Source organism: Burkholderia pseudomultivorans (assembly GCF_001718415.1).
Lineage (GTDB): Bacteria > Pseudomonadota > Gammaproteobacteria > Burkholderiales > Burkholderiaceae > Burkholderia > Burkholderia pseudomultivorans_A.
The window spans coordinates 4,584,346-4,602,926 of sequence record NZ_CP013378.1 but is presented as its reverse complement, the minus strand read 5'-3'; the positions used below and the strand labels follow the sequence as shown (position 1 = coordinate 4,602,926).

Sequence of the window (18,581 nt, the reverse complement as noted above, 5' to 3'; positions counted from 1 at the left end):
CGTGATTTGCATTCCACGACAGATTGGAAGGCGCGCCGCGCCCGGCCGCTAGAATGCCCGCTTACGATTCGATGACGGCGCCAGCGCGCGCCGCCACGCACATTCACCACACTGGAAGCGGGGCATATCACGATGGCAGGCATCAAGGGGATCGGCCGCTGGCTGCACACGGGCGCGGCGGCGCTGGTCATGGCGGCGACGGCCGCGCACGCGGACACGTCGATCCTGAACGTGTCGTACGACGTGACGCGCGAGCTGTACAAGGACATCAACGCGAGCTTCGCCGCCGCGTACAAGCAGAAGACCGGCGAGACGGTCACGATCAAGCAGTCGCACGGCGCGTCGAGCGCGCAGGCGCTGTCGGTGCTGCAGGGGCTGCAGGCCGACGTCGTGACGATGAACCAGCCGAACGACATCGACCTGCTCGCCGAGCGCGGCCAGCTGCTGCCGAAGGACTGGCGCGCCCGCTTCCCGGACAGCAGCTCGCCGTACTCGACGACGATGGTGTTCCTCGTGCGCAAGGGCAACCCGAAGGCGATCAAGGACTGGAGCGATCTCGCGAAGCCGGGCGTGCAGGTGATCATCGCGAACCCGAAGACGTCGGGCAACGGCCGCTACGCGTATCTCGCCGCGTGGGGCTATCAGAAGCTGAAGGGCGCGACCGACCAGCAGGCGCTCGATTTCGAGAAGGCGATCTTCCGCAACGTGCCGGTGCTCGACTCGGGCGGCCGGGGCGCGACGACGACGTTTACGCAGCGCGGGATCGGCGACGTGCTCGTCACGTTCGAGAACGAGGTCGCGCTGATGGACAGCGGCGCGTCGGGCGCGGAATTCGACGCCGTGTATCCGTCGGCGAGCATCCTCGCGGAGCCGCCCGTCGCCGTCGTCGACAAGGTCGTCGACAAGAAGGGCACGCGCAAGGTCGCGCAGGCGTATCTCGACTACCTGTACACGCCCGAGGCGCAGGAGATCATCGCGCAGCATCATCTGCGTCCGCGCGACGCGAACGTGCTGAAGAAGCACGCGGCCGAGTTCAAGCCGCTGAAGACGTTCAGCGTCGAGCAGGTCTTCGGCAGCTGGGCGAACGCGCAGAAGACGCACTTCGCCGACGGCGGCACCTTCGATCGCGTGATCGTCGACCGGAAGTAACGGCGGCGCGCCTCGCGCCGCACGACGCGAACGAAGCCGGCCGACGCGGCCGGCTTTTTTACGCAGGCTCGGCCCCGGGCCGCCGCGCGCCGCTGCGCACCGGCTTCGCGTCGGCGCGCATTCCCGGGCGCCGTCGCGCGTGCTACGCTCATCGCCTCCCTGTTTCAGGCGCCGCGCGATGAACGTCGATTCGTCCTCCTCAGCCTCCCGCGGCCGCGGCCGCAAGATCTGGTCGGGCACGCGCCCGGTGATCGCGTACGGGATGCCGCCGCTCGGCTGGCGCGACCTCTATCACCGCGCGCTGACGGTGAGCTGGCCCGTATTCTTCCTGTCGCTCGCGCTGCTGTTCCTGCTGCTCAACGGCGGCTTCGCGACGCTCTACCTGCTCGGCCATGCGCCGATCGCGAACCAGTCGCCGGCCGGCTTCGCCGGTGCGTTCTTTTTCAGCGTCGAGACGCTCGCAACCGTCGGCTACGGCGACATGCATCCGCAGACCGTCTATGCGCACCTGGTCGCGACGTTCGAGATCTTCGTCGGGATGTCGGGCATCGCGCTGGCCACCGGCCTCGTGTTCGCGCGGTTTTCCCGTCCGCAGGCGAAGATCCTGTTCGCGCGCTACGCGATCGTCCGGCCGCTGAACGGCCGCATGACGCTGATGGTGCGGGCCGCGAATGCGCGCCAGAACGTGATCGCGGAGGCGCGCGCGAAACTGCGGCTGATGCGCATCGAAGCCACGCACGAGGGCTACACGCTGCGCAAGATCCACGACCTGCCGCTCGTGCGCAGCGAGCATCCGATTTTCCTGCTCGGCTGGAACCTGATGCACGTGATCGACGAGTCGAGCCCGCTGTTCGGCGAGACGCCCGAGTCGCTCGCGGCGCGCGAGGCGTCGCTGCTGCTGCGGATCGAGGGTTCGGACGAGACGACCGCGCAAGTGATGCAGGCGCGCCACGAGTGGACGCACGCGCAGATCCGCTGGCGTCACCGCTATGTCGATCTGATGCACGACGAGGACGGCATCACGCATATCGACTACACGCACTTTCACGAGGTCGTCGCGGTCGACGCCGATACGGACGCGGACGGCGACGGCGGGCTGCCGGGCGCGACGGTAGTGTCGGACGGCACGGCGCAGGTTTCGCCGCGCGCCTAGCGTCGCTTTGTCGATAGCGGGGCGGGACACGCCACGCGCCGCCGCGCGCGACGAGGCGCGGCGCGGACGGCGTTACGCCGGGCGCGTTGCGAGCCGCCCGGCCGTCGCGGTGCAGGCGCGCCGGCCGCGCGCGTCACGCATGCAGCAGGCGCGCCGCTTCGCGCTGTTCGATCGCGGCCGCGCGACGGTAGCCGTCGCGATCCTCGGCGCGCGCGACGTAGTCGCCGAGCACGCCTTCGTGCGGCAGCAGGTGCGCATCGAACGCAATCTTCAACGTGCTGGCGAGCAGCAGGTCGGCCGCGGTGAAGTGGTCGCCGACGAGCCAGGGGCTATGGGCGAGCGTCTGCGCGAGTGCGCGCTGCACGCGCGCGATGTTGCCCCAGCCGAATGCGACCGGGTTGCCCGACGCGCCGGTGAATTTCTCGGCCATCGCCGGTTCGAGGCAGGTCGGCGTGAAGAACATCCACTGCAGGAAGCGGCCGCGCAGCGGATCGTCGGGCGCGATGCCGAGCCCGGCATCCGGGCAGCGGTCGGCCAGATAAAGCAGCACGGCGCCCGATTCGGCGAACGGTGCGCCGCCGCTGTCGTCGAGCGCGGGCAGCTTGGCCATCGGGTTGACCTGGATGAACGCGTCGCTGCCCTGTTCGTGCGAGCGCAGGTCGATCGGCACGAGCTCGTAGACGGCGCCAATCTCCTCGAGCATCCACAGCGCCCGGAACGCCCGGGTTTTCGGCCAGTAGTAGAGCTTCATCGCGCCTCCGCGTCGGGGTGTCGGTATCGCCGGATGCTCAAGCGTACCCGAGCGAAGGCGGTTCGGACAGGGGCGGGCGGCGCGCGGGCAGACGGACCTTGATTTCGTTGGAGAACATCGTCCGGGAGGCCTATGAGTCGCAGTGAATTTTTATAACTAGTTATAGAAACACTATCGCAGGAATCTGCATGACTTTCCGGATGGCAGAGTGATGCGCGAACAGATTGGTGCGCCGCGGGCGAGTCGAACAGCGCCGCCCGCACGTGGGGTTTCCGATGCCGATGCGGCGATCGGCGTGAGGGAACCGCGGCGCGAATCGACACAAAAAACTGTGACTTTCAACGGTGAGCATCGAACATTCAACGGGATGAAACGCCCGTTTCGATGTAGTATCCGGTCCCCCGCATGATTCGATGCACGGGAACGCGATCCGGCGAAGTATCGGCGACGTGTGGATATCCGGTACTCGAAGGGGCGCGAAGCGCGTCCGGTAGAGCGAAGCTGGCGTCGCGATGTGGATATCCGCGCCGCGAACGGACTCGCATCGCTGTGCATTTGATCGGTGAGGGTGAGCCGTCCGTCGCGTGACGGCCGTGCCGGGCGCGCTTTTCCGCGGCACGGAGAGCGTCGCTTCGCCGTACGTTGCGGCGATGGGGCGAGCGGCCGACCGAGCGCGGGCCGGTGTTTCGGTGTGGATAACCGGGATCCGGACAGACTCGTATTGCTGTGCTTCTCGACGGTGAGCGCGAGCGATCAGGCGGACGAAGCAGCGGGCGATGTGGATATCCGGCGCGTGAAGAGACTCGAATCGCTGTGCATTTCGATGGTGAGGATGCGCATTCGGTCCCGTCGGACGGGGATTTCGACGTGGATGTTCGCGGTATCGGGTATGACTCGGGCGCGTGCCCGCCGCCGAGCGAGCGGGCGCGCGTCGATGTGGATATCTCCGCTCGAAACGACTCGACGCGCTGTGCATTTCGATGGTGAGGGTGCGTACGTCGGTCGGCGGAGGCCGTCCCGACAAGGGTTTCGAGCCGTCAAGGCGATCCGGTCCATGTCCGGTGCTTCCGCCTGCCGCTGCGAACTGCGGCTCGAATCGACGTGCCTGATTTGCGGTGTGGATATCTACCCGTCGTAACGACTCGGCATCCTGTGTATTGCAACGGTGAGCGCACGCATGCGATCGCACGCCGGCCATGCGGGGCGTGCCTCCGGCTTCGACCGTCGCGTTGGTTCATCGTACGAGAATGCTGGCGCACTCCATCGCCACGTCATCGCCACCATGCTGACCCGTCACATCCTTCCACGCGTTATCGATGCCGCCGCATTCGTCCTTGCGGCCTGCGCTGACCGTGAAGCCGTCCGCGAACGGAACGCCGCTCGACAAGCCAATGGCGACGACACGCCACGGACCTACCGCCGCCGCGCTGCGTAGCGGCGACGTGCCGATAGGCGGGCGGCGAAAGCAATGAGCGGGTTCGACGAGGAGACGGTGATGGAGGACGAACGGTACGCGGAGCGCCACCCGTTCGATGACACAGGCGGCGGGGAGCGGATTCGCGCTTGCGCCGCTGCCAGACGGAACAGCGCCGGCAACGGGACGGGACCGCATCACATCGAAGCCCGCATTCCGCGAGCGGCCCGCGCGCGAAATATATCGGGCAGGCGATTTCGACGAAAACAGCGCGCTTCGCTCGACTGACCTCCTCGGTGAACGATTCCCTGACGTGAATCGCATCGTGCGGCCGCGCGATCGAACGACGGCTGCGGCGTCGATGTGGATATCCTGCCCTCGCGCTCACTCGAAACCCTGTGCATCCGGAAGGTGAGCGTCGCTGCGCGATCGCGCGCAACGTCGATGCAGCGGGGCTGTCCGGCGGTTGCAGCCGGTTTTGGCGATTCGGCGAGACCGGCATTTCCCGCGACGAACGCGGCTTGCCGATCGCCCGACGAACGCATGCGCGCATGTGGATATCCCGCCTCCGAAGCCACTCGAAGCGCTGTGCATTTCGACGGTGAGCGTCGGGACGCGAGTGGAGAAGGGGCGGATTTTCATCGCCCGCCGCGCTGCGCATTGTCCATCAAATGCCACCCGCACTCAATGAACGAAGCCGGTTTCCGATGTGGATATCCGGCTTCGCCGATCACTCGAACGCCTGTGCATTTGCACGGTGAGCGCACGCGCGATCGCAGGAATCGGCCGATGCCGATGTGGATATCCTGCCGCAGCGACCACTCGCATCTCTGTGAATTACATCGGTGAGCATCATCCGGTCGCCGAGCGAAAACCACCCGAAACGCTGTGCAATCGAACGGTGAGGGCGGGCGCCGAGCGGCGATGCGGACATCCCGCCGCCGGCGATACTCGAAACGCTGTGCGCGCCTACGGTGAGGATGCCGCCGCGATCGTCCGAAACCCTTGCCGCACGGCCCGCAGCCGGCTGCCTCCGGGCCGCGGCCGCCATCCCCGCTTCCCGCTGTCGCCGCGACCGGCAACGCCGCCGCCACGCGGTGCGCGCCGCGCCGCTCCATCCGGCGCCGCGCGAGAACTCTCTCAAATCCGTGCCAAAAGCTGCGCAGTTTTTCTCGCCAGCGCGCGGTCCGCGCAAGATGAGAAAAAACATTCTCGGCTGCGCGCGAAAAAATAGAGCCATCGCGCTGCCGCCGGCCCGACGTCGCCCGACGCCGCGCCGCGCAGCCAGAACAGCACAAATCAGGAGACGTCCCCATGACAGCCCGCCTGCCGATCGACGGCACGCCCGCCCTTTCCGACTACCGTCTGACCGACAACCTGAGCGCGACGCGCGGTCGGATCTTCCTGACCGGCACGCAGGCGCTGGTGCGCCTGCTGCTGATGCAGCGCGCGGCCGATACCGCGCAGGGCCTGAACACGGCCGGCTTCGTCAGCGGCTATCGCGGCTCGCCGCTCGGCATGGTCGACCAGCAGCTGTGGAAGGCGAAGAAACTGCTCGACGCGAGCGGCGTGCGCTTCCTGCCCGCGATCAACGAGGAACTCGGCGGCACCGCGGTGCTCGGCACGCAGCGCGTCGAGGCCGATCCGGAACGCACCGTCGATGGCGTGTACGCGATGTGGTACGGCAAGGGCCCGGGCGTCGATCGCGCCGGCGACGCGCTGAAGCACGGCAACGCGTACGGCTCGTCGCCGCACGGCGGCGTGCTCGTGGTCGCGGGCGACGATCACGGCTGCGTGTCGTCGTCGATGCCGCACCAGAGCGATTTCGCGATGATGGCGTGGCACATGCCGGTCGTGAACCCGTCGAACATCGCCGACATGCTCGAATTCGGGCTGTACGGCTGGGCGCTGTCGCGCTACTCGGGCGCGTGGGTCGGCTTCAAGGCGATCTCGGAGACCGTCGAATCGGGTTCGACCGTCGATCTCGACGCGCTGCAGACGCACTGGCCCGCGCCGCAGGGCTTCACGGCGCCCGCGGGCGGCCTGCACAACCGCTGGCCCGACCTGCCGAGCCTGACGATCGAGGCGCGCCTCGCCGCGAAGCTCGACGCGGTGCGCCACTTCGCGCGCACCAACAGCATCGACAAATGGATCGCGCCGTCCGCGCAGGCGAACGTCGGCATCGTCACCTGCGGCAAGGCGCACCTCGACCTGATGGAGGCGCTGCGCCGCCTCGACCTGACGGTCGCCGATCTCGACGCGGCGGGCGTACGGATCTACAAGGTCGGCCTGTCGTATCCGCTCGAAATGACGCGCATCGAAACCTTCGTCGACGGCCTCGCCGAAGTGCTCGTGATCGAGGAAAAGGGCCCGGTGATCGAGCAGCAGATCAAGGACTACCTGTACAACCGCCCGGACGCCGCGCGCCCGCGCGTGCTCGGCAAGCACGACGCGGCCGGCGCGTGCCTGCTGTCCGAGCTGGGCGAACTGCGTCCGTCGCGGATCCTGCCCGTGTTCGCCGAATGGCTCGCGCGCCACAAGCCGGCGCTCGACCGCCGCGAGCGCGTGGTCGACCTGGTCGCGCCGCAGATCCTGTCGAACGAGGCCGACGCGGTGAAGCGCACGCCGTATTTCTGTTCGGGCTGCCCGCACAACACGTCGACGAAGGTGCCGGAAGGCTCGATCGCGCAGGCCGGCATCGGCTGCCACTTCATGGCGTCGTGGATGGAGCGCGACACGACCGGGCTGATCCAGATGGGCGGCGAGGGCGTCGACTGGGCCGCGCATGCGATGTTCACCAACACGAAGCACGTGTTCCAGAACCTCGGCGACGGCACCTACTTCCACTCGGGCATCCTCGCGATCCGCCAGGCGGTCGCCGCGAAGGCCAACATCACCTACAAGATCCTCTACAACGACGCGGTCGCGATGACGGGCGGCCAGCCTGTCGACGGCAGCATCTCGGTGCCGCAGATCGCGCGGCAGGTCGAGGCCGAGGGCGTATCGCGCTTCGTCGTCGTGTCCGACGAGCCGCAGAAGTATGACGGCCATCACGGGCTGTTCCCGGCCGGCACGACGTTCCATCACCGCAGCGAGCTCGACGCGGTGCAGCGCGAGCTGCGCGAGACGCCGGGCGTCACCGTGCTGATCTACGACCAGACCTGCGCGGCCGAGAAGCGCCGCCGCCGCAAGAAGGGCGAATTCCCCGACCCGGACAAGCGGCTGTTCATCAACGACGCGGTCTGCGAAGGCTGCGGCGACTGCGGCGTGCAGTCGAACTGCCTGTCGGTCGAGCCGCTGGAAACGCCGCTCGGCCGCAAGCGCCGGATCGATCAATCGTCGTGCAACAAGGACTATTCGTGCGTGAACGGCTTCTGTCCGAGCTTCGTGACGGTCGAAGGCGCGGCGCTGAAGAAGGCCGCCGGCGCGGCGTTCGACGAAGCGGCGCTCGCCGCGCGCGTCGACGCGCTGCCGGTGCCCGCGACCCATCTCGACGCGGCGCCGTACGACATGCTCGTGACGGGCGTCGGCGGCACCGGCGTCGTGACGGTCGGCGCGCTGATCAGCATGGCCGCGCATCTCGAAGGCAAGAGCGCGTCGGTGCTCGACTTCATGGGCTTCGCGCAGAAGGGCGGCTCGGTGCTGTCGTTCGTGCGGATCGCGTCGAGCGACCGCTGGCTGAACCAGGTGCGCATCGACACGCAGCAGGCCGACGTGCTGCTCGCCTGCGACATGGTGGTCGGCGCGAGCGCCGAGGCGCTGCAGACGGTGCGTCACGAGCGCTCGCGGATCGTCGTCAACACGCACCGGATTCCGAACGCATCGTTCGTGCAGAACCCCGACGCGAACCTGCACGCGGACGCGCTGCTCGAGAAGATGCGCCACGCGGCCGGCGACGGCTTCCTGTCGAGCTGCGACGCGCAGGCGCTCGCCGCGAAGTTCCTCGGCGACACGATCGGCGCGAACATCCTGATGCTCGGCTACGCGTGGCAGCTCGGCCTCGTGCCGGTGTCGCTCGCCGCGATGATGCGCGCGATCGAGCTGAACAACGTCGCGGTGCCGATGAACAAGCTCGCGTTCTCGGTCGGCCGGATGGCGGCCGGCGATGCGGCGGGCCTCGATGCGTTGTGGAACGCGCGCCACGCGGTGGCCGTGCCTGCCGCGCCGCAGACGCTCGACGAATTGATCGCCGATCGCGAGGCGCGCCTTCTCGCATACGGCGGCGCGCGCTACGTCGAGCGCTACCGTGCGCTCGTGAGCGCCGCGCGCGCGAAGGGCGACGACGCGCTGACGCGCGCGGTCGCGACGACCTTCTATCGCCTGCTCGCGGTGAAGGATGAATACGAGGTCGCGCGCCTCTATGCGGACGGCGCGTTCCGCACGGCGCTCGAAGCGCAGTTCGAAGGCGTGCCGGGGCAGGACTACCGCGTGAAGTTCAACCTCGCGCCGCCGACGGTCGCGAAGGCCGGCCGCGACGGCAGCGCGCCGCGCAAGCGCGTGTTCGGCCAGTGGATGTGGCCGGTGTTCGGCGCGATGGCGCGCGTGCGCGGCCTGCGCGGCACGTGGCTCGATCCGTTCGGCCGCACCGTCGAGCGCAGGATGGAGCGCGCGCTCGCCGACGACTACGAGACGACGCTGACGCGCGCCTTCGCCGTGACGACGGCCGGCAACGCGGCGCGTGTCGCGCAGCTTGCCGAGCTGCATGCGCGCGTGCGCGGCTTCGGTCACGTGAAGCTGCGCAACCTGGCCGGCGTGAAGCGCGCGGAGCGCGAGCTTGCGTTGCAGCTCGGCATCGACGCGGCGACGAGCGCGGCCGTCCAGCATGCGCTCGACGAGATGAAGGGCGCCGGCATGCTGAAGGGGATTCCGGTCGTCGTCGCGAAGTAGGCGCGACGGGCTGGACGTGGAAACGGCGACGCCAGGGCGTCGCCGTTTTTTCTTGCGAGCCGGCGCAGGCAGTGCGGTCTCGCACGCCCCCGGCGTTCACCGCGCCGTCAGACGATGCCCTTCTTGCGCGTCGACAGCGCGGTTTCCGACAGGTCGATCTCGCGCAGCAGTTTCGTCAGCGTCTCGTCCGAAATCCTGCTCTCGCTGCGCAGCCGGTACAGCGCCGAGCGCTCCGCGCGCACGGCCGCGATCCGCATCTGCAACTCCATCGTCTCGGACTGTCTGGCTTCGGCGCGCGGCGTCGGGCCGTCGTCGGCGAGCGCGGTGAGCCGGCGGCGATACTGGTCCATCACGCGCGCGGAGATGTCCGCGCAGCGCGCGGCGCCCGATTCGTCGAGGTCGGTCGCGATCGCGTCGTGCGACGAGTCGATCGCGCGAATCGCTGCCTGCGCGGCGGCCGCGCGCGCGGCGCGCTCTTCGTCGGCGAGCGGATTGCGTGTCGAACGCACGCCGCGCAGCAGCAGCGGCAGGCCGATCACCGCGACCACCAGCGACACGAGGATCACCGCCGACGCGATGAAGATCGCCGTGTCGCGGCCCGGCAGCGGTACGCCGTCGCGCAGCGCGACCGGGATCGACAGCACGCCGGCGAGCGTGACCGCGCCGCGCACGCCGCCGACCGTCATCACCGCGATCGTGCGCACGCCGGCCATCGTGCCCGCGAGGCCCTGGCGCGCCGCGCGCCGGCTCGCGAACCAGCGCAGCAGCCATACCCACAGGAAGCGGATCGCGTACAGCGCGAGCGTCATCGCGACGACGTTGAACAGCATCCGGCCGAGCAGCGCGTCGCTGGTGTGGTGCGCATCGACGAGCGCGCGGCCGATGATGTGCGGCAGCTGCAGCCCGAGCATGATGAACACCATGCCGTTGAACACGAACTCGATCATCGCCCACGTGCTTTCCGCGCGCACGCGCGAGGCGACCGTGCTTTTGCGCGAGAAGCTCGTGTAGTTCATCATCATCCCCGCCGCGACGGCCGCGAGCACGCCCGACAGGTCGAAGTGCTCGGCGATCAGGTAGGCCGCGAACGGCACCAGCAGCGTCATCACGATACCGGGGGCCGGATCGCCTTCCTGCTCGGCGTTCAGGAAGCGGGTCGATACCGCGCTGAATAGCCACGACACGGCCGCGCCGGTCGCGAGCCCGCCGGCGGCGACGATCACGAAGGTGAGCGACGCGTCGCGCAGCGAGAACATGCCGGTCAGTGCGGCGGCGACCGCGAACTTCAGCGCGACGAGGCCGGACGCGTCGTTCATCAGCGCCTCGCCTTCGAGGATATGCATCAGTTGCGGCGGGATCCGGCCCTTGCCGGCGATGCCGGACAGCGCGACCGCGTCGGTCGGCGACAGCACGGCCGCGAGCGCGAACGCGATGGCGAGCGGCAACTCGGGAATCAGCCAATGCGCGAAGTACCCGACTGCGAGTACCGTCATGAACACGAGCCCGAACGCGAGCATCAGGATCGCGCGGCGCTGCAGGTACAGCTCGCGTTTCGGAATCCGCCAGCCATCCGCGAACAGCAGCGGCGGGATGAACAGCAGCATGAAGATTTCGGGATCGAACGTGACGTGCAGGTTGAACTTCGGCCAGGCGAGGATCGCGCCGAACGCGATCTGCATCAGCGGCAACGGCAGCCGCAGCGGCAAGGTGCGCGTCAGCGCGCCGGACAGCGCGACGGTGAGCAGCAGGATCAGGACTGTGAAGACGATTTCCATCGATACGGCGAATGCGGGAAATGAAACGACCGTACGGAGTTTAGCGTGCCGGCGTGACCGCTGCGCTCGAGTGCGCCGGTGCGGATGCCTCAAAACGGTGCATCGCGGCCGCGCCACGCTGGTGCGGCGGCCGTGCGCAACCGCGCGGCGGGCGTGGTCGCGGCTTGCACGGAGCTTGCTTGATGCATGGCTGCCGTCCGGTTCCGACCGGCAAACCGAGGGTTGATCCATGACATTCCCATGCCGCGCGCCGTCCGGTTCGTCAGCCGCCGCGTTCCCCATGCAAACCGCTTCGAGGAGGCAGGTATGACGATCGTGCAACAGGAGCGTCCGGCCGTCGCGTCGCCGTACCGTTTCGAGCGCGAGGTGAGTTCCGGCTACGAGCGCCTGGCGACGCAGCATCACGACCTGACGCTCACGACCGTGTTCCAGCCGATATTCAGCCTGTCGCACCAGCGCGCGGTCGGCTACGAGGCGCTCTTGCGCGCGCACGACACGCTCGACCGGCCCGTGTCGCCGCTCGACGTGTTCGGCGACGCCGCGCGTCACGGCGAGCTGCTGCAGCTCGACCGGCTCGCGCAGGCGCTGCATCTCGAGAATTTCGCGCTGCTCGGCGCGGAGCGCGAGTGGCTGTTCCTCAACGTGCATCCGGGCGTGCTGACCGACCCGTTCCAGGCCGCCGCGCTGCTCGCGAACCTGAAGCGGCTCGGCGTGCCGCCGCGCCGCATCGTGCTCGAGGTGCTCGAGCAGCGCGCGGACGACATCGAACGGCTTGCCGATGCGGTGCGCGCGTTCCGTGCGCAGGGCTTCCTGATCGCGCTCGACGATTTCGGCGCGGGCCACTCGAACATCGAGCGGATCTGGCAGCTCGACCCCGACATCGTCAAGCTCGACCGGATCATGCTGTCGCACGCGGCGCACCGCACCGGGCCGAGCGCGATCCTGCACGGGCTCGTCACGCTGCTGCACGAGGCCGGCAAGCTGGTGCTCGTCGAAGGGATCGAGACCGAGCACGAGGCGCAGATCGCGCTGTCGTGCGAAGCCGACTTCGTGCAGGGCTACTACTTCGGCCGCCCGGCGCCGGGGCTGCCCGACGGCGCGGCCGCGACGGGCTGCATCGTCGAGCTGACCGAGCGCTATCGCCAGCAGGCCGACGCACGCGAGCGGCGCGACGCGCAGCGTATCGCGCCCTACCTGCGCGCGTTCGAGCGCGCGGCCGAACGCCTCGCGGCCGGCGAGCCGCTCGACGAGGTGTGCTGGAACTTCCTCGCGCTCGACGACGCGGCGCGCTGCTTCCTGCTCGATGCGCAGGGCCGCCAGGCCGGCCGCAACGTCGTGCTGCGCGCCGATCGGGCGCTGCGCGAGGCGCGCTTTTCGCCGCTGTCGGACGCGCAGGGCGCGAACTGGCTGCGGCGGCCGTATTTCCGCACCGCGATCGCCGAGCCCGGGCGCGTGCAGGTGACGCGCCCGTACCTGTCGATCAACGAGGTGCAGCCGTGCGTGACGCTGTCGGTCGCGGTGCGGGTCGGCGATGCGCAGCGCGTGCTGTGCGGCGACATCGACTGGGCCGGGGACGAGGCCGACGCGAATTAGGAGCGGCTCGCCGCAGCGACGGGCCGACGGCGGGCGTGGGGCACCGCGGCGGGCGGGAGGCCGTGCCCCGATGCGCGCGTGCGCCGGCCTGCGCAGCAGCCGCAGCCATCCATACGCTGGCGCCGTTCGCGTCGCTCGGCTAGGATGCGCGAATCCCTCCGACGATTCGCGCCCTGCCCATGAACCGAACCGCCGCTTCTTCCGTTCTGCTCGAAGTGATCGCCACGACCGTCGGCGATGCGAAGGCCGCCGCCCGCGCGGGCGCCGACCGTCTCGAACTCGTGACCGCGATCGGCGAGGGCGGGCTGACGCCGAGCGTCGGCCTGGTCGAGGCCGTCGTGGCGGCCGTGCCGATTCCGGTCAACGTGATCGTGCGTCCGCACAGCCGCTCGTTCGTCTACGACGCCGACGACCTGCGCGTGATCGAGCGCGACGTGCGCGCGGCCGTCGCGGCCGGTGCGAACGGCGTCGTGTTCGGCGCGCTCGACGCGCGCGGCGACATCGACCTCGACGCGCTCGCGCGCATCGCCGCGGCCGCGGACGGCCGTGCGCTCACGTTTCATCGTGCGTTCGACGTGTCGCGCGATCTCAACGCCGCCTTCGACGCGCTGCTGCGCGTGCCGGCCGTCACCTCGGTGCTGACGTCGGGCGGCCGTCCGTCGGTGCTCGACGCGGTGGCGACGATCACGCGCATGGTGCGGCAGGCCGCCGGCACGACCTGCACGGTGCTGGCCGGCTCGGGGCTCACGCTCGATGCGGTCGGCGATTTCGTGCGCGCCACCGGCGTGCGCGCCGTGCATTTCGGCTCGGGCGTGCGCCCGCGCGGCGAGGTGCTGGCGCCGGTCGACGAAACGCTCGTCGCGAAGGTGCGCGCGACGCTCGACGGCGCCGCGCAGCACGTCTGATGCGGTCGTTCCGGCGCCGTCACGTGTTCCGCACGAACCAGGTCCGCTTCGCGCTGCCGAGCAGCGCGCGGTAGACGAGCCACGACACGGCGAAGGTTGCGGGCGCCGACAGCGACGCGGCAAACCCGCTCGCCTGGTTCAGCGCGAGCCCGGCGAACGCGCCCGCGAACCATGCGGCGAGCCCGCCCGGATTGAAGGTCGGCACATGCGCGTCGCGGCATTCGACGTCGTCGCCGACGAGCTCGCCATAGCGCGCGGACAGGATATGCGCGAGCGCGACGCCGACCCACGCGACGACGAAGATGCCCTGATACGCGAGCGCCTGCAGGATCCGCGAGAAGATGTCGGCCATCATCAGCGCATAGACCACCGCACCGACCACCAGCGCCCATACGAATTTCGGCGCGCGCAGGCCGGCCACCTTCTGGAAGAACGCCTGCATGTTGACCGTCGCGAGGTAGTAGTTCGCGGTGTTGATGCGCGACTGCGTGACCCAGACGAACAGCAGGCCCCACAGCCCCATCAGCTTCAGCAGCGCGAGCACGACCGACACTTCGGACAGCGTACCGAGCCCGGGAATCGTGCCGACCAGATAGATGCCGGCCGCGCCGTTCAGCAGGAACGTGACGAGGTAGAACGGCATCCCGAAGTTGCAGCGGCCGTGATAGCGCGCGTCCTGCCTGCGGCCGAAGCGCGCGTAGTCGAACGTGAACATCATCAGCACCCACACGCCCATGTAGTAGACGAAGCAGTGCCACCAGCCACCGGCCGGCGCGCCGCCGGCCGGGCCGACGTCGAGCCACGCGGCGTGATAGCCGTATTCGGCCGTCGCGAGCCCGACCGCCGCGAGCAGCCCGAGCAGGTAGAACGGCAGCAGCACGCCGTTGAACTTGTCGAGCCAGTGCTGCACGCTGCCGAATACGAGCGGCACGCTGTAGCCGACGACGAGCAGCGCAGCCCATTTGTAGTCGAGCGCCGGAAACAGGTGATGCGCGGCAATCGCGATCACCGAGCCTTCGAACACCGCGTAGTAGATGGCCGTCGCGAAGAAGATCAGCGTCGCGAGCGCGGCGCCCGCGCTGCCGAACAGCACGCGCGAGAACAGCGCGACCGACAGCCCGGTGCGGATCGCGTAGCGGCTGATGATCGTGTTGACGGCGCCGTACGATACCACCGACAGCGCCATGCCGATCAGCGCGTTGCGCGCGCCGTAGGTGAGCGCGAGCGTCGCGCCGACGACGATGTAGAACACCGCGCTGCACACGGCCCACCACGCCATCGTCAGCGAGAAGGGCGGCATGCGCGCGTGATCGGGAATGGCGAGCGTCGACAGGTCGAGATCCTCGTCGGTGCGGGCCTGAGCCAGGTTGGCCATGAGCGTGCTCCTTGGTGGGCGAAACGGCGGACGACGTCGCGGCTGCGGTGCAGGCGCTCCGCAGGGTTGCCCCGACGTCGGGCGGGCAACCGGTCCGGCAGAAACGACGCGCAAGCGTCCCCGCCGCGCGGCGTGCGGTCGCGCGGGCGGGAAACGGAATACGGAGTCGGAAAACGAACCGCGCAGGCGGCCGTGCCGCGGCGCGGCGGCCGGGCGTCCTGCGTTCAGTCCTGCAGCACGGCGCGCAGCAGCGCGAGGCGTCGCTGGTACTCGCGGCGTGCGGCGAGTGCCTCGGCCATCGTCACGCGCACGAAGCGCGCGCGATGGTTGGGCTGCATCTGGCCGATCAGGTCCATGTCGGCGCTGATCACCGTGCCGATCGTCGCGTAGCCGCCGCCCGACACCGCGTCGCGATGCAGGATGATCGGCTCGAGCCCGGCCGGCACCTGGATCGAGCCGATCGGATAGCACGCGTCGACGATGTTCGACGGATCGGCGCCCGCGCCGAACGGCTGCTCGCGCGGCCTGAACTGCAGCGGGCGGCCGTTCTTGTAGCGATAGCCGATGCGGTCCGCCTCGGGCGCGACGGTCCATTCGTCGTCGAAGAACGTATGCGCCGATTCGTCGCTGAGACGGTAGTGATACAGGCCGGTCAGCACGCGCAGTTCGACCTGGCTGTCGAGCGGCCGGCATACGGCCGGCGGCAGCTCGCGGCCTTCGCGGCCCGGCTCGCGCGCCGCGCCGACCGGCAGCCGGTCGCCTTTCTGCAGACGCCGGCCGGCGTGGCCGCCGATCGCGCCGAGCGCATACGTCGAGCGGCTGCCGAGCACGACCGGCACGTCGATGCCGCCCGCGACGGCGAGATACGCGCGCGCACCGCCCTTCACGTAGTTGAACGACAGCACGCTGCCCGCGCGGATGCGCAGCGCGACGTTGCAGCGCTGGCCGACGCCGTCGATCTTCGGCGTCATCTCCGCGCCGGTCACGGCGATCAGCGCGTCGGTGTGGAACAGCAGCTCGGGGCCGAGCAGCGTGCATTCGAGCACGGCGGCCTGCTCGGGATTGCCGACCAGCAGGTTCGCCGCGCGCGATGCGTACTGGTCGAGCGAGCCCGACGGCGGAATGCCGACATGGTAGTAGCCTTGCCGGCCCATATCCTGGACCGAGGTCGCGAGGCCGGGCTTCACGACCTCGATCAGCTTGTGCGCGTCAGCTTGCATGCAGCACCTCGACGAGAGAACGGTTGTACGCATCGGGATCGCGCCGGAACGCGTCGAGCGAGAATTTCACGGGGCGCACGCGCAGCGAGAACGTGCCCGCTTCGACGGCCGCGACGGCCGCGTCGTACGCGGCGCGGTCGATCGGCTGGAACTTCACGATGTCGCCGGGGCGGAAGAACACCATGAAGTCGCGCAGATAGTCGAGCCGCTGTTCGGGATCGAAGATCGGCGCCGGCGTCACGCCGAACATCTGGTAGCCGCCCGCGCCGCGCACCGAGTAGATGCAGCCGAAGCAGCCGCCATGGCCGACCGTCAGCTTCGGCGTGTCGGTGCGCGGCCGCAGGTATTTCGGCACTTCGAGCTGGCGTTCGCGTTCGACCATCTGGTACATGAACGGCAGGCCCGCGACGAAGCCGACCATCGACACGAACCACGGCGCGCCCGAGTGCGCGGCGATGAAGTCGTCGACGTCGCGCTTGCCGTTGATGCGCGCCGCGTATTCGAGATCGGTCGACGACGGGTCCTGGTGGCGCTCGCGGAACCGCATCATCGTCTCGTGCGTCCACGGATCGTTGTAGAGCACCGGCACCTCGACGATGCGCGTGTCGAGGTCGAGCGACGCTTCGCCGACGTCGGCCTCGATCGATTTCAGCAGCGCGACCAGTGCGTCGGGCGCGATCGTGTCCGGGTCGTAGCGCACCTGGTAGGACGCGTTGGCCGGGCAGATCTCGGTGATGCCGGGCACCGCGCGGCGCTGCAGCTCGCGCGTGATCGCGGTGCCCTTGAAGAACGCGTCGAGCGACATCGCTTCGCTGATCTCGACGAACACGAACTCGTCGCCGCCGAACGTATAGCGGGTCGTCACAGGGCCTCCCCGACGCGCGTCGCGTCTGCGTTTACGTTGAGGTTTGCGGATTCGGATTCGGATTCGGACCGGCCCGCGGCGGCGGCCGCCGCGTCGAGCGCCGCACGCCATCGCGGCATCCACGCCTCGAGGAAATTGGTGTGATAGCGGCCGGCGCGGACGTCGGCGTCGGCGAGCAGCGCGGCGTGCAGCGGCGCGGTGGTCTTCATGCCGCCGACCTGCAGTTCGCCGAGCGCGCGTGACAGACGCTGCAGCGCCGCCGCCCGGCTCTCGTCGTGCACGATCAGCTTGGCGAGCAGCGAGTCGTAGAACGGCGGCACGACGCAGCCCGGATAGAGCAGCGAGTCGACGCGCACGCCGGGGCCGGTCGGCCAGACGAGTGCATCGATCCGGCCGGGATTCGGGCGGAAGTCCTGCAGCGGGTCTTCCGCATTGATCCGGCATTCGAGCGCCGCGCCGCGCATCGCGATGTCCTGCTGCGCGAAGCGCAGCGGCTCGCCGTCGGCGATGCGCAGCGTTTCGCGCACGAGGTCGATGCCGGTGATCGCCTCGGTCACCGGATGCTCGACCTGGATGCGCGTGTTCATCTCGATGAAGTAGAACTCGCCGCGCGTGTCGTCGAACAGGTATTCGAGCGTGCCTGCGCTGCGATAGCCGACTTCGCGCGCGAGACGCGTCGCCGATGCGCACAGCTCGGCGCGCAGCGCCGGCGTCAGCGACGGCGACGGCGCTTCCTCGAGGATCTTCTGGCGGCGGCGCTGCAGCGAGCATTCGCGTTCGAACAGATGGACGACGTCGCGCCCGTCGCCGAGCACCTGCACTTCGATGTGCCGCGCGCGCGCGATGAAGCGCTCCAGATAGACGCCGCCGTCGCCGAACGCGGCCTGCGCCTCGCGCTGCGCGAGCGGCAGCTCGGCGTCGAGCTGCGCCGCGTCGTGCGCGACGCGAATGCCGCGGCCGCCGCCGCCGGCGGCGGCCTTGATCATGACCGGATAGCCGATGCGCGCGGCCACCTCGCGCGCGGCGTCGAGCGACTGCACGACGCCGTCGCTGCCGGGCACCGTCGGCACGTTCGCGCGCCGCGCGGTGTCGCGCGCACGCGCCTTGTCGCCCATCGTCGCGATCACCTGCGAGTCCGGGCCGACGAAGACGAGGCCGGCCGCTTCGACCTGCGCGGCGAATGCGGCGTTCTCGGACAGGAACCCGTAGCCGGGATGGACCGCATCCGCGCCGCACTGCCGCGCGGCGTCGAGGATCGCGGCCGGATTCAGGTAGCTCTTCGCCGCGTGCGAGGAGCCGATGTGGATCGCTTCGTCGGCCATGCGCGCGGCGAGGCTGTCGCGGTCGGCATCGCTGACCACGGCGACCGCGCGCATCCCGAGCTCGTGCGCGGCGCGAATCACGCGCACCGCGATTTCGCCGCGGTTCGCGACCAGCACGGTGCGGATGCGCGACGGGCGATAGAACACGTCGCAGGAAATTGCCTGGTTCATC

12 protein-coding genes are annotated in these 18,581 nt (G+C 69.3%); 5 read left to right on the top strand and 7 right to left on the bottom strand.

What is annotated here, in order from left to right; translation table 11 throughout:
- Positions 1-132 precede the first annotated feature (132 nt).
- Together WS57_RS33570 and WS57_RS33565 are read left to right on the top strand one after the other, a co-directional pair.
- A complete protein-coding gene (locus tag WS57_RS33570) occupies positions 133-1,149 on the top strand; it encodes a sulfate ABC transporter substrate-binding protein (protein ID WP_009690343.1) in 1,017 nt (338 codons plus the stop codon).
- Between the two features lie 178 nt (positions 1,150-1,327).
- The gene (locus WS57_RS33565) at positions 1,328-2,302 is read left to right on the top strand and encodes an ion channel (protein WP_059482704.1); all 975 of its coding nucleotides are present in this window, start codon (positions 1,328-1,330) and stop codon (positions 2,300-2,302) included.
- Between the two features lie 133 nt (positions 2,303-2,435).
- Here the strand turns inward: WS57_RS33565 and WS57_RS33560 are convergent, their stop codons facing one another.
- Positions 2,436-3,053 carry a glutathione S-transferase family protein gene (locus WS57_RS33560; protein ID WP_069245377.1) on the bottom strand — a complete coding sequence of 206 codons (618 nt, stop codon included), beginning with the start codon at positions 3,051-3,053 and terminating at the stop codon, positions 2,436-2,438.
- A 1,234-nt stretch (positions 3,054-4,287) separates the two neighbouring features.
- Positions 4,288-4,665, bottom strand: coding sequence for a hypothetical protein (locus WS57_RS33555; RefSeq protein ID WP_155774383.1), 378 nt, complete (start codon positions 4,663-4,665; stop codon positions 4,288-4,290).
- A gap of 1,116 nt (positions 4,666-5,781) precedes the next feature.
- Here WS57_RS33555 and WS57_RS33550 point away from each other — a divergent pair.
- On the top strand, positions 5,782-9,354 hold the full coding sequence (locus WS57_RS33550) for an indolepyruvate ferredoxin oxidoreductase family protein (protein WP_040128360.1): 3,573 nt from the start codon (positions 5,782-5,784) through the stop codon (positions 9,352-9,354).
- Positions 9,355-9,461: 107 nt separating this feature from the next.
- Here the strand turns inward: WS57_RS33550 and WS57_RS33545 are convergent, their stop codons facing one another.
- Positions 9,462-11,129: a Na+/H+ antiporter gene (locus WS57_RS33545; RefSeq protein WP_040128359.1), complete on the bottom strand. Its 1,668-nt coding sequence runs from the start codon at positions 11,127-11,129 to the stop codon at positions 9,462-9,464.
- A gap of 306 nt (positions 11,130-11,435) precedes the next feature.
- Here WS57_RS33545 and WS57_RS33540 point away from each other — a divergent pair, with 306 nt between their 5' ends.
- The gene (locus tag WS57_RS33540) at positions 11,436-12,722 is read left to right on the top strand and encodes an EAL domain-containing protein (RefSeq protein ID WP_040128357.1); all 1,287 of its coding nucleotides are present in this window, start codon (positions 11,436-11,438) and stop codon (positions 12,720-12,722) included.
- A 179-nt stretch (positions 12,723-12,901) separates the two neighbouring features.
- On the top strand, positions 12,902-13,627 hold the full coding sequence (locus WS57_RS33535; RefSeq protein ID WP_040128356.1) for a copper homeostasis protein CutC: 726 nt from the start codon (positions 12,902-12,904) through the stop codon (positions 13,625-13,627).
- Positions 13,628-13,646: 19 nt separating this feature from the next.
- Here WS57_RS33535 and WS57_RS33530 read toward each other — a convergent pair whose 3' ends face one another.
- The 4 genes from WS57_RS33530 to WS57_RS33515 form a co-directional block, all read right to left on the bottom strand.
- Positions 13,647-15,002, bottom strand: coding sequence for a purine-cytosine permease family protein (locus WS57_RS33530; protein WP_069245375.1), 1,356 nt, complete (start codon positions 15,000-15,002; stop codon positions 13,647-13,649).
- A 224-nt stretch (positions 15,003-15,226) separates the two neighbouring features.
- The gene (locus WS57_RS33525) at positions 15,227-16,222 is read right to left on the bottom strand and encodes a biotin-dependent carboxyltransferase family protein (RefSeq protein WP_059518556.1); all 996 of its coding nucleotides are present in this window, start codon (positions 16,220-16,222) and stop codon (positions 15,227-15,229) included.
- The gene (locus WS57_RS33520) at positions 16,212-17,087 is read right to left on the bottom strand and encodes a 5-oxoprolinase subunit B family protein (protein ID WP_059518558.1); all 876 of its coding nucleotides are present in this window, start codon (positions 17,085-17,087) and stop codon (positions 16,212-16,214) included. The genes WS57_RS33525 and WS57_RS33520 overlap by 11 nt, the downstream gene beginning before the upstream one ends.
- The gene (locus WS57_RS33515; RefSeq protein WP_069245374.1) at positions 17,084-18,580 is read right to left on the bottom strand and encodes an acetyl-CoA carboxylase biotin carboxylase subunit; all 1,497 of its coding nucleotides are present in this window, start codon (positions 18,578-18,580) and stop codon (positions 17,084-17,086) included. The genes WS57_RS33520 and WS57_RS33515 overlap by 4 nt, the downstream gene beginning before the upstream one ends.
- Position 18,581 lies beyond the last annotated feature (1 nt).

What these genes read in the sequence shown, in the direction of transcription:
- WS57_RS33555 (WP_155774383.1), bottom strand. Translation starts at nt 4,665, where the DNA reads ATGCGGTCCCGTCCCGTTGCCGGCGCTGTTCCGTCTGGCAGCGGCGCA.
- WS57_RS33540 (WP_040128357.1), top strand. Translation starts at nt 11,436, where the DNA reads ATGACGATCGTGCAACAGGAGCGTCCGGCCGTCGCGTCGCCGTACCGT.
- WS57_RS33515 (WP_069245374.1), bottom strand. Translation starts at nt 18,580, where the DNA reads ATGAACCAGGCAATTTCCTGCGACGTGTTCTATCGCCCGTCGCGCATC.
- WS57_RS33570 (WP_009690343.1), top strand. Translation starts at nt 133, where the DNA reads ATGGCAGGCATCAAGGGGATCGGCCGCTGGCTGCACACGGGCGCGGCG.
- WS57_RS33560 (WP_069245377.1), bottom strand. Translation starts at nt 3,053, where the DNA reads ATGAAGCTCTACTACTGGCCGAAAACCCGGGCGTTCCGGGCGCTGTGG.
- WS57_RS33535 (WP_040128356.1), top strand. Translation starts at nt 12,902, where the DNA reads ATGAACCGAACCGCCGCTTCTTCCGTTCTGCTCGAAGTGATCGCCACG.
- WS57_RS33550 (WP_040128360.1), top strand. Translation starts at nt 5,782, where the DNA reads ATGACAGCCCGCCTGCCGATCGACGGCACGCCCGCCCTTTCCGACTAC.
- WS57_RS33525 (WP_059518556.1), bottom strand. Translation starts at nt 16,222, where the DNA reads ATGCAAGCTGACGCGCACAAGCTGATCGAGGTCGTGAAGCCCGGCCTC.
- WS57_RS33530 (WP_069245375.1), bottom strand. Translation starts at nt 15,002, where the DNA reads ATGGCCAACCTGGCTCAGGCCCGCACCGACGAGGATCTCGACCTGTCG.
- WS57_RS33565 (WP_059482704.1), top strand. Translation starts at nt 1,328, where the DNA reads ATGAACGTCGATTCGTCCTCCTCAGCCTCCCGCGGCCGCGGCCGCAAG.
- WS57_RS33545 (WP_040128359.1), bottom strand. Translation starts at nt 11,129, where the DNA reads ATGGAAATCGTCTTCACAGTCCTGATCCTGCTGCTCACCGTCGCGCTG.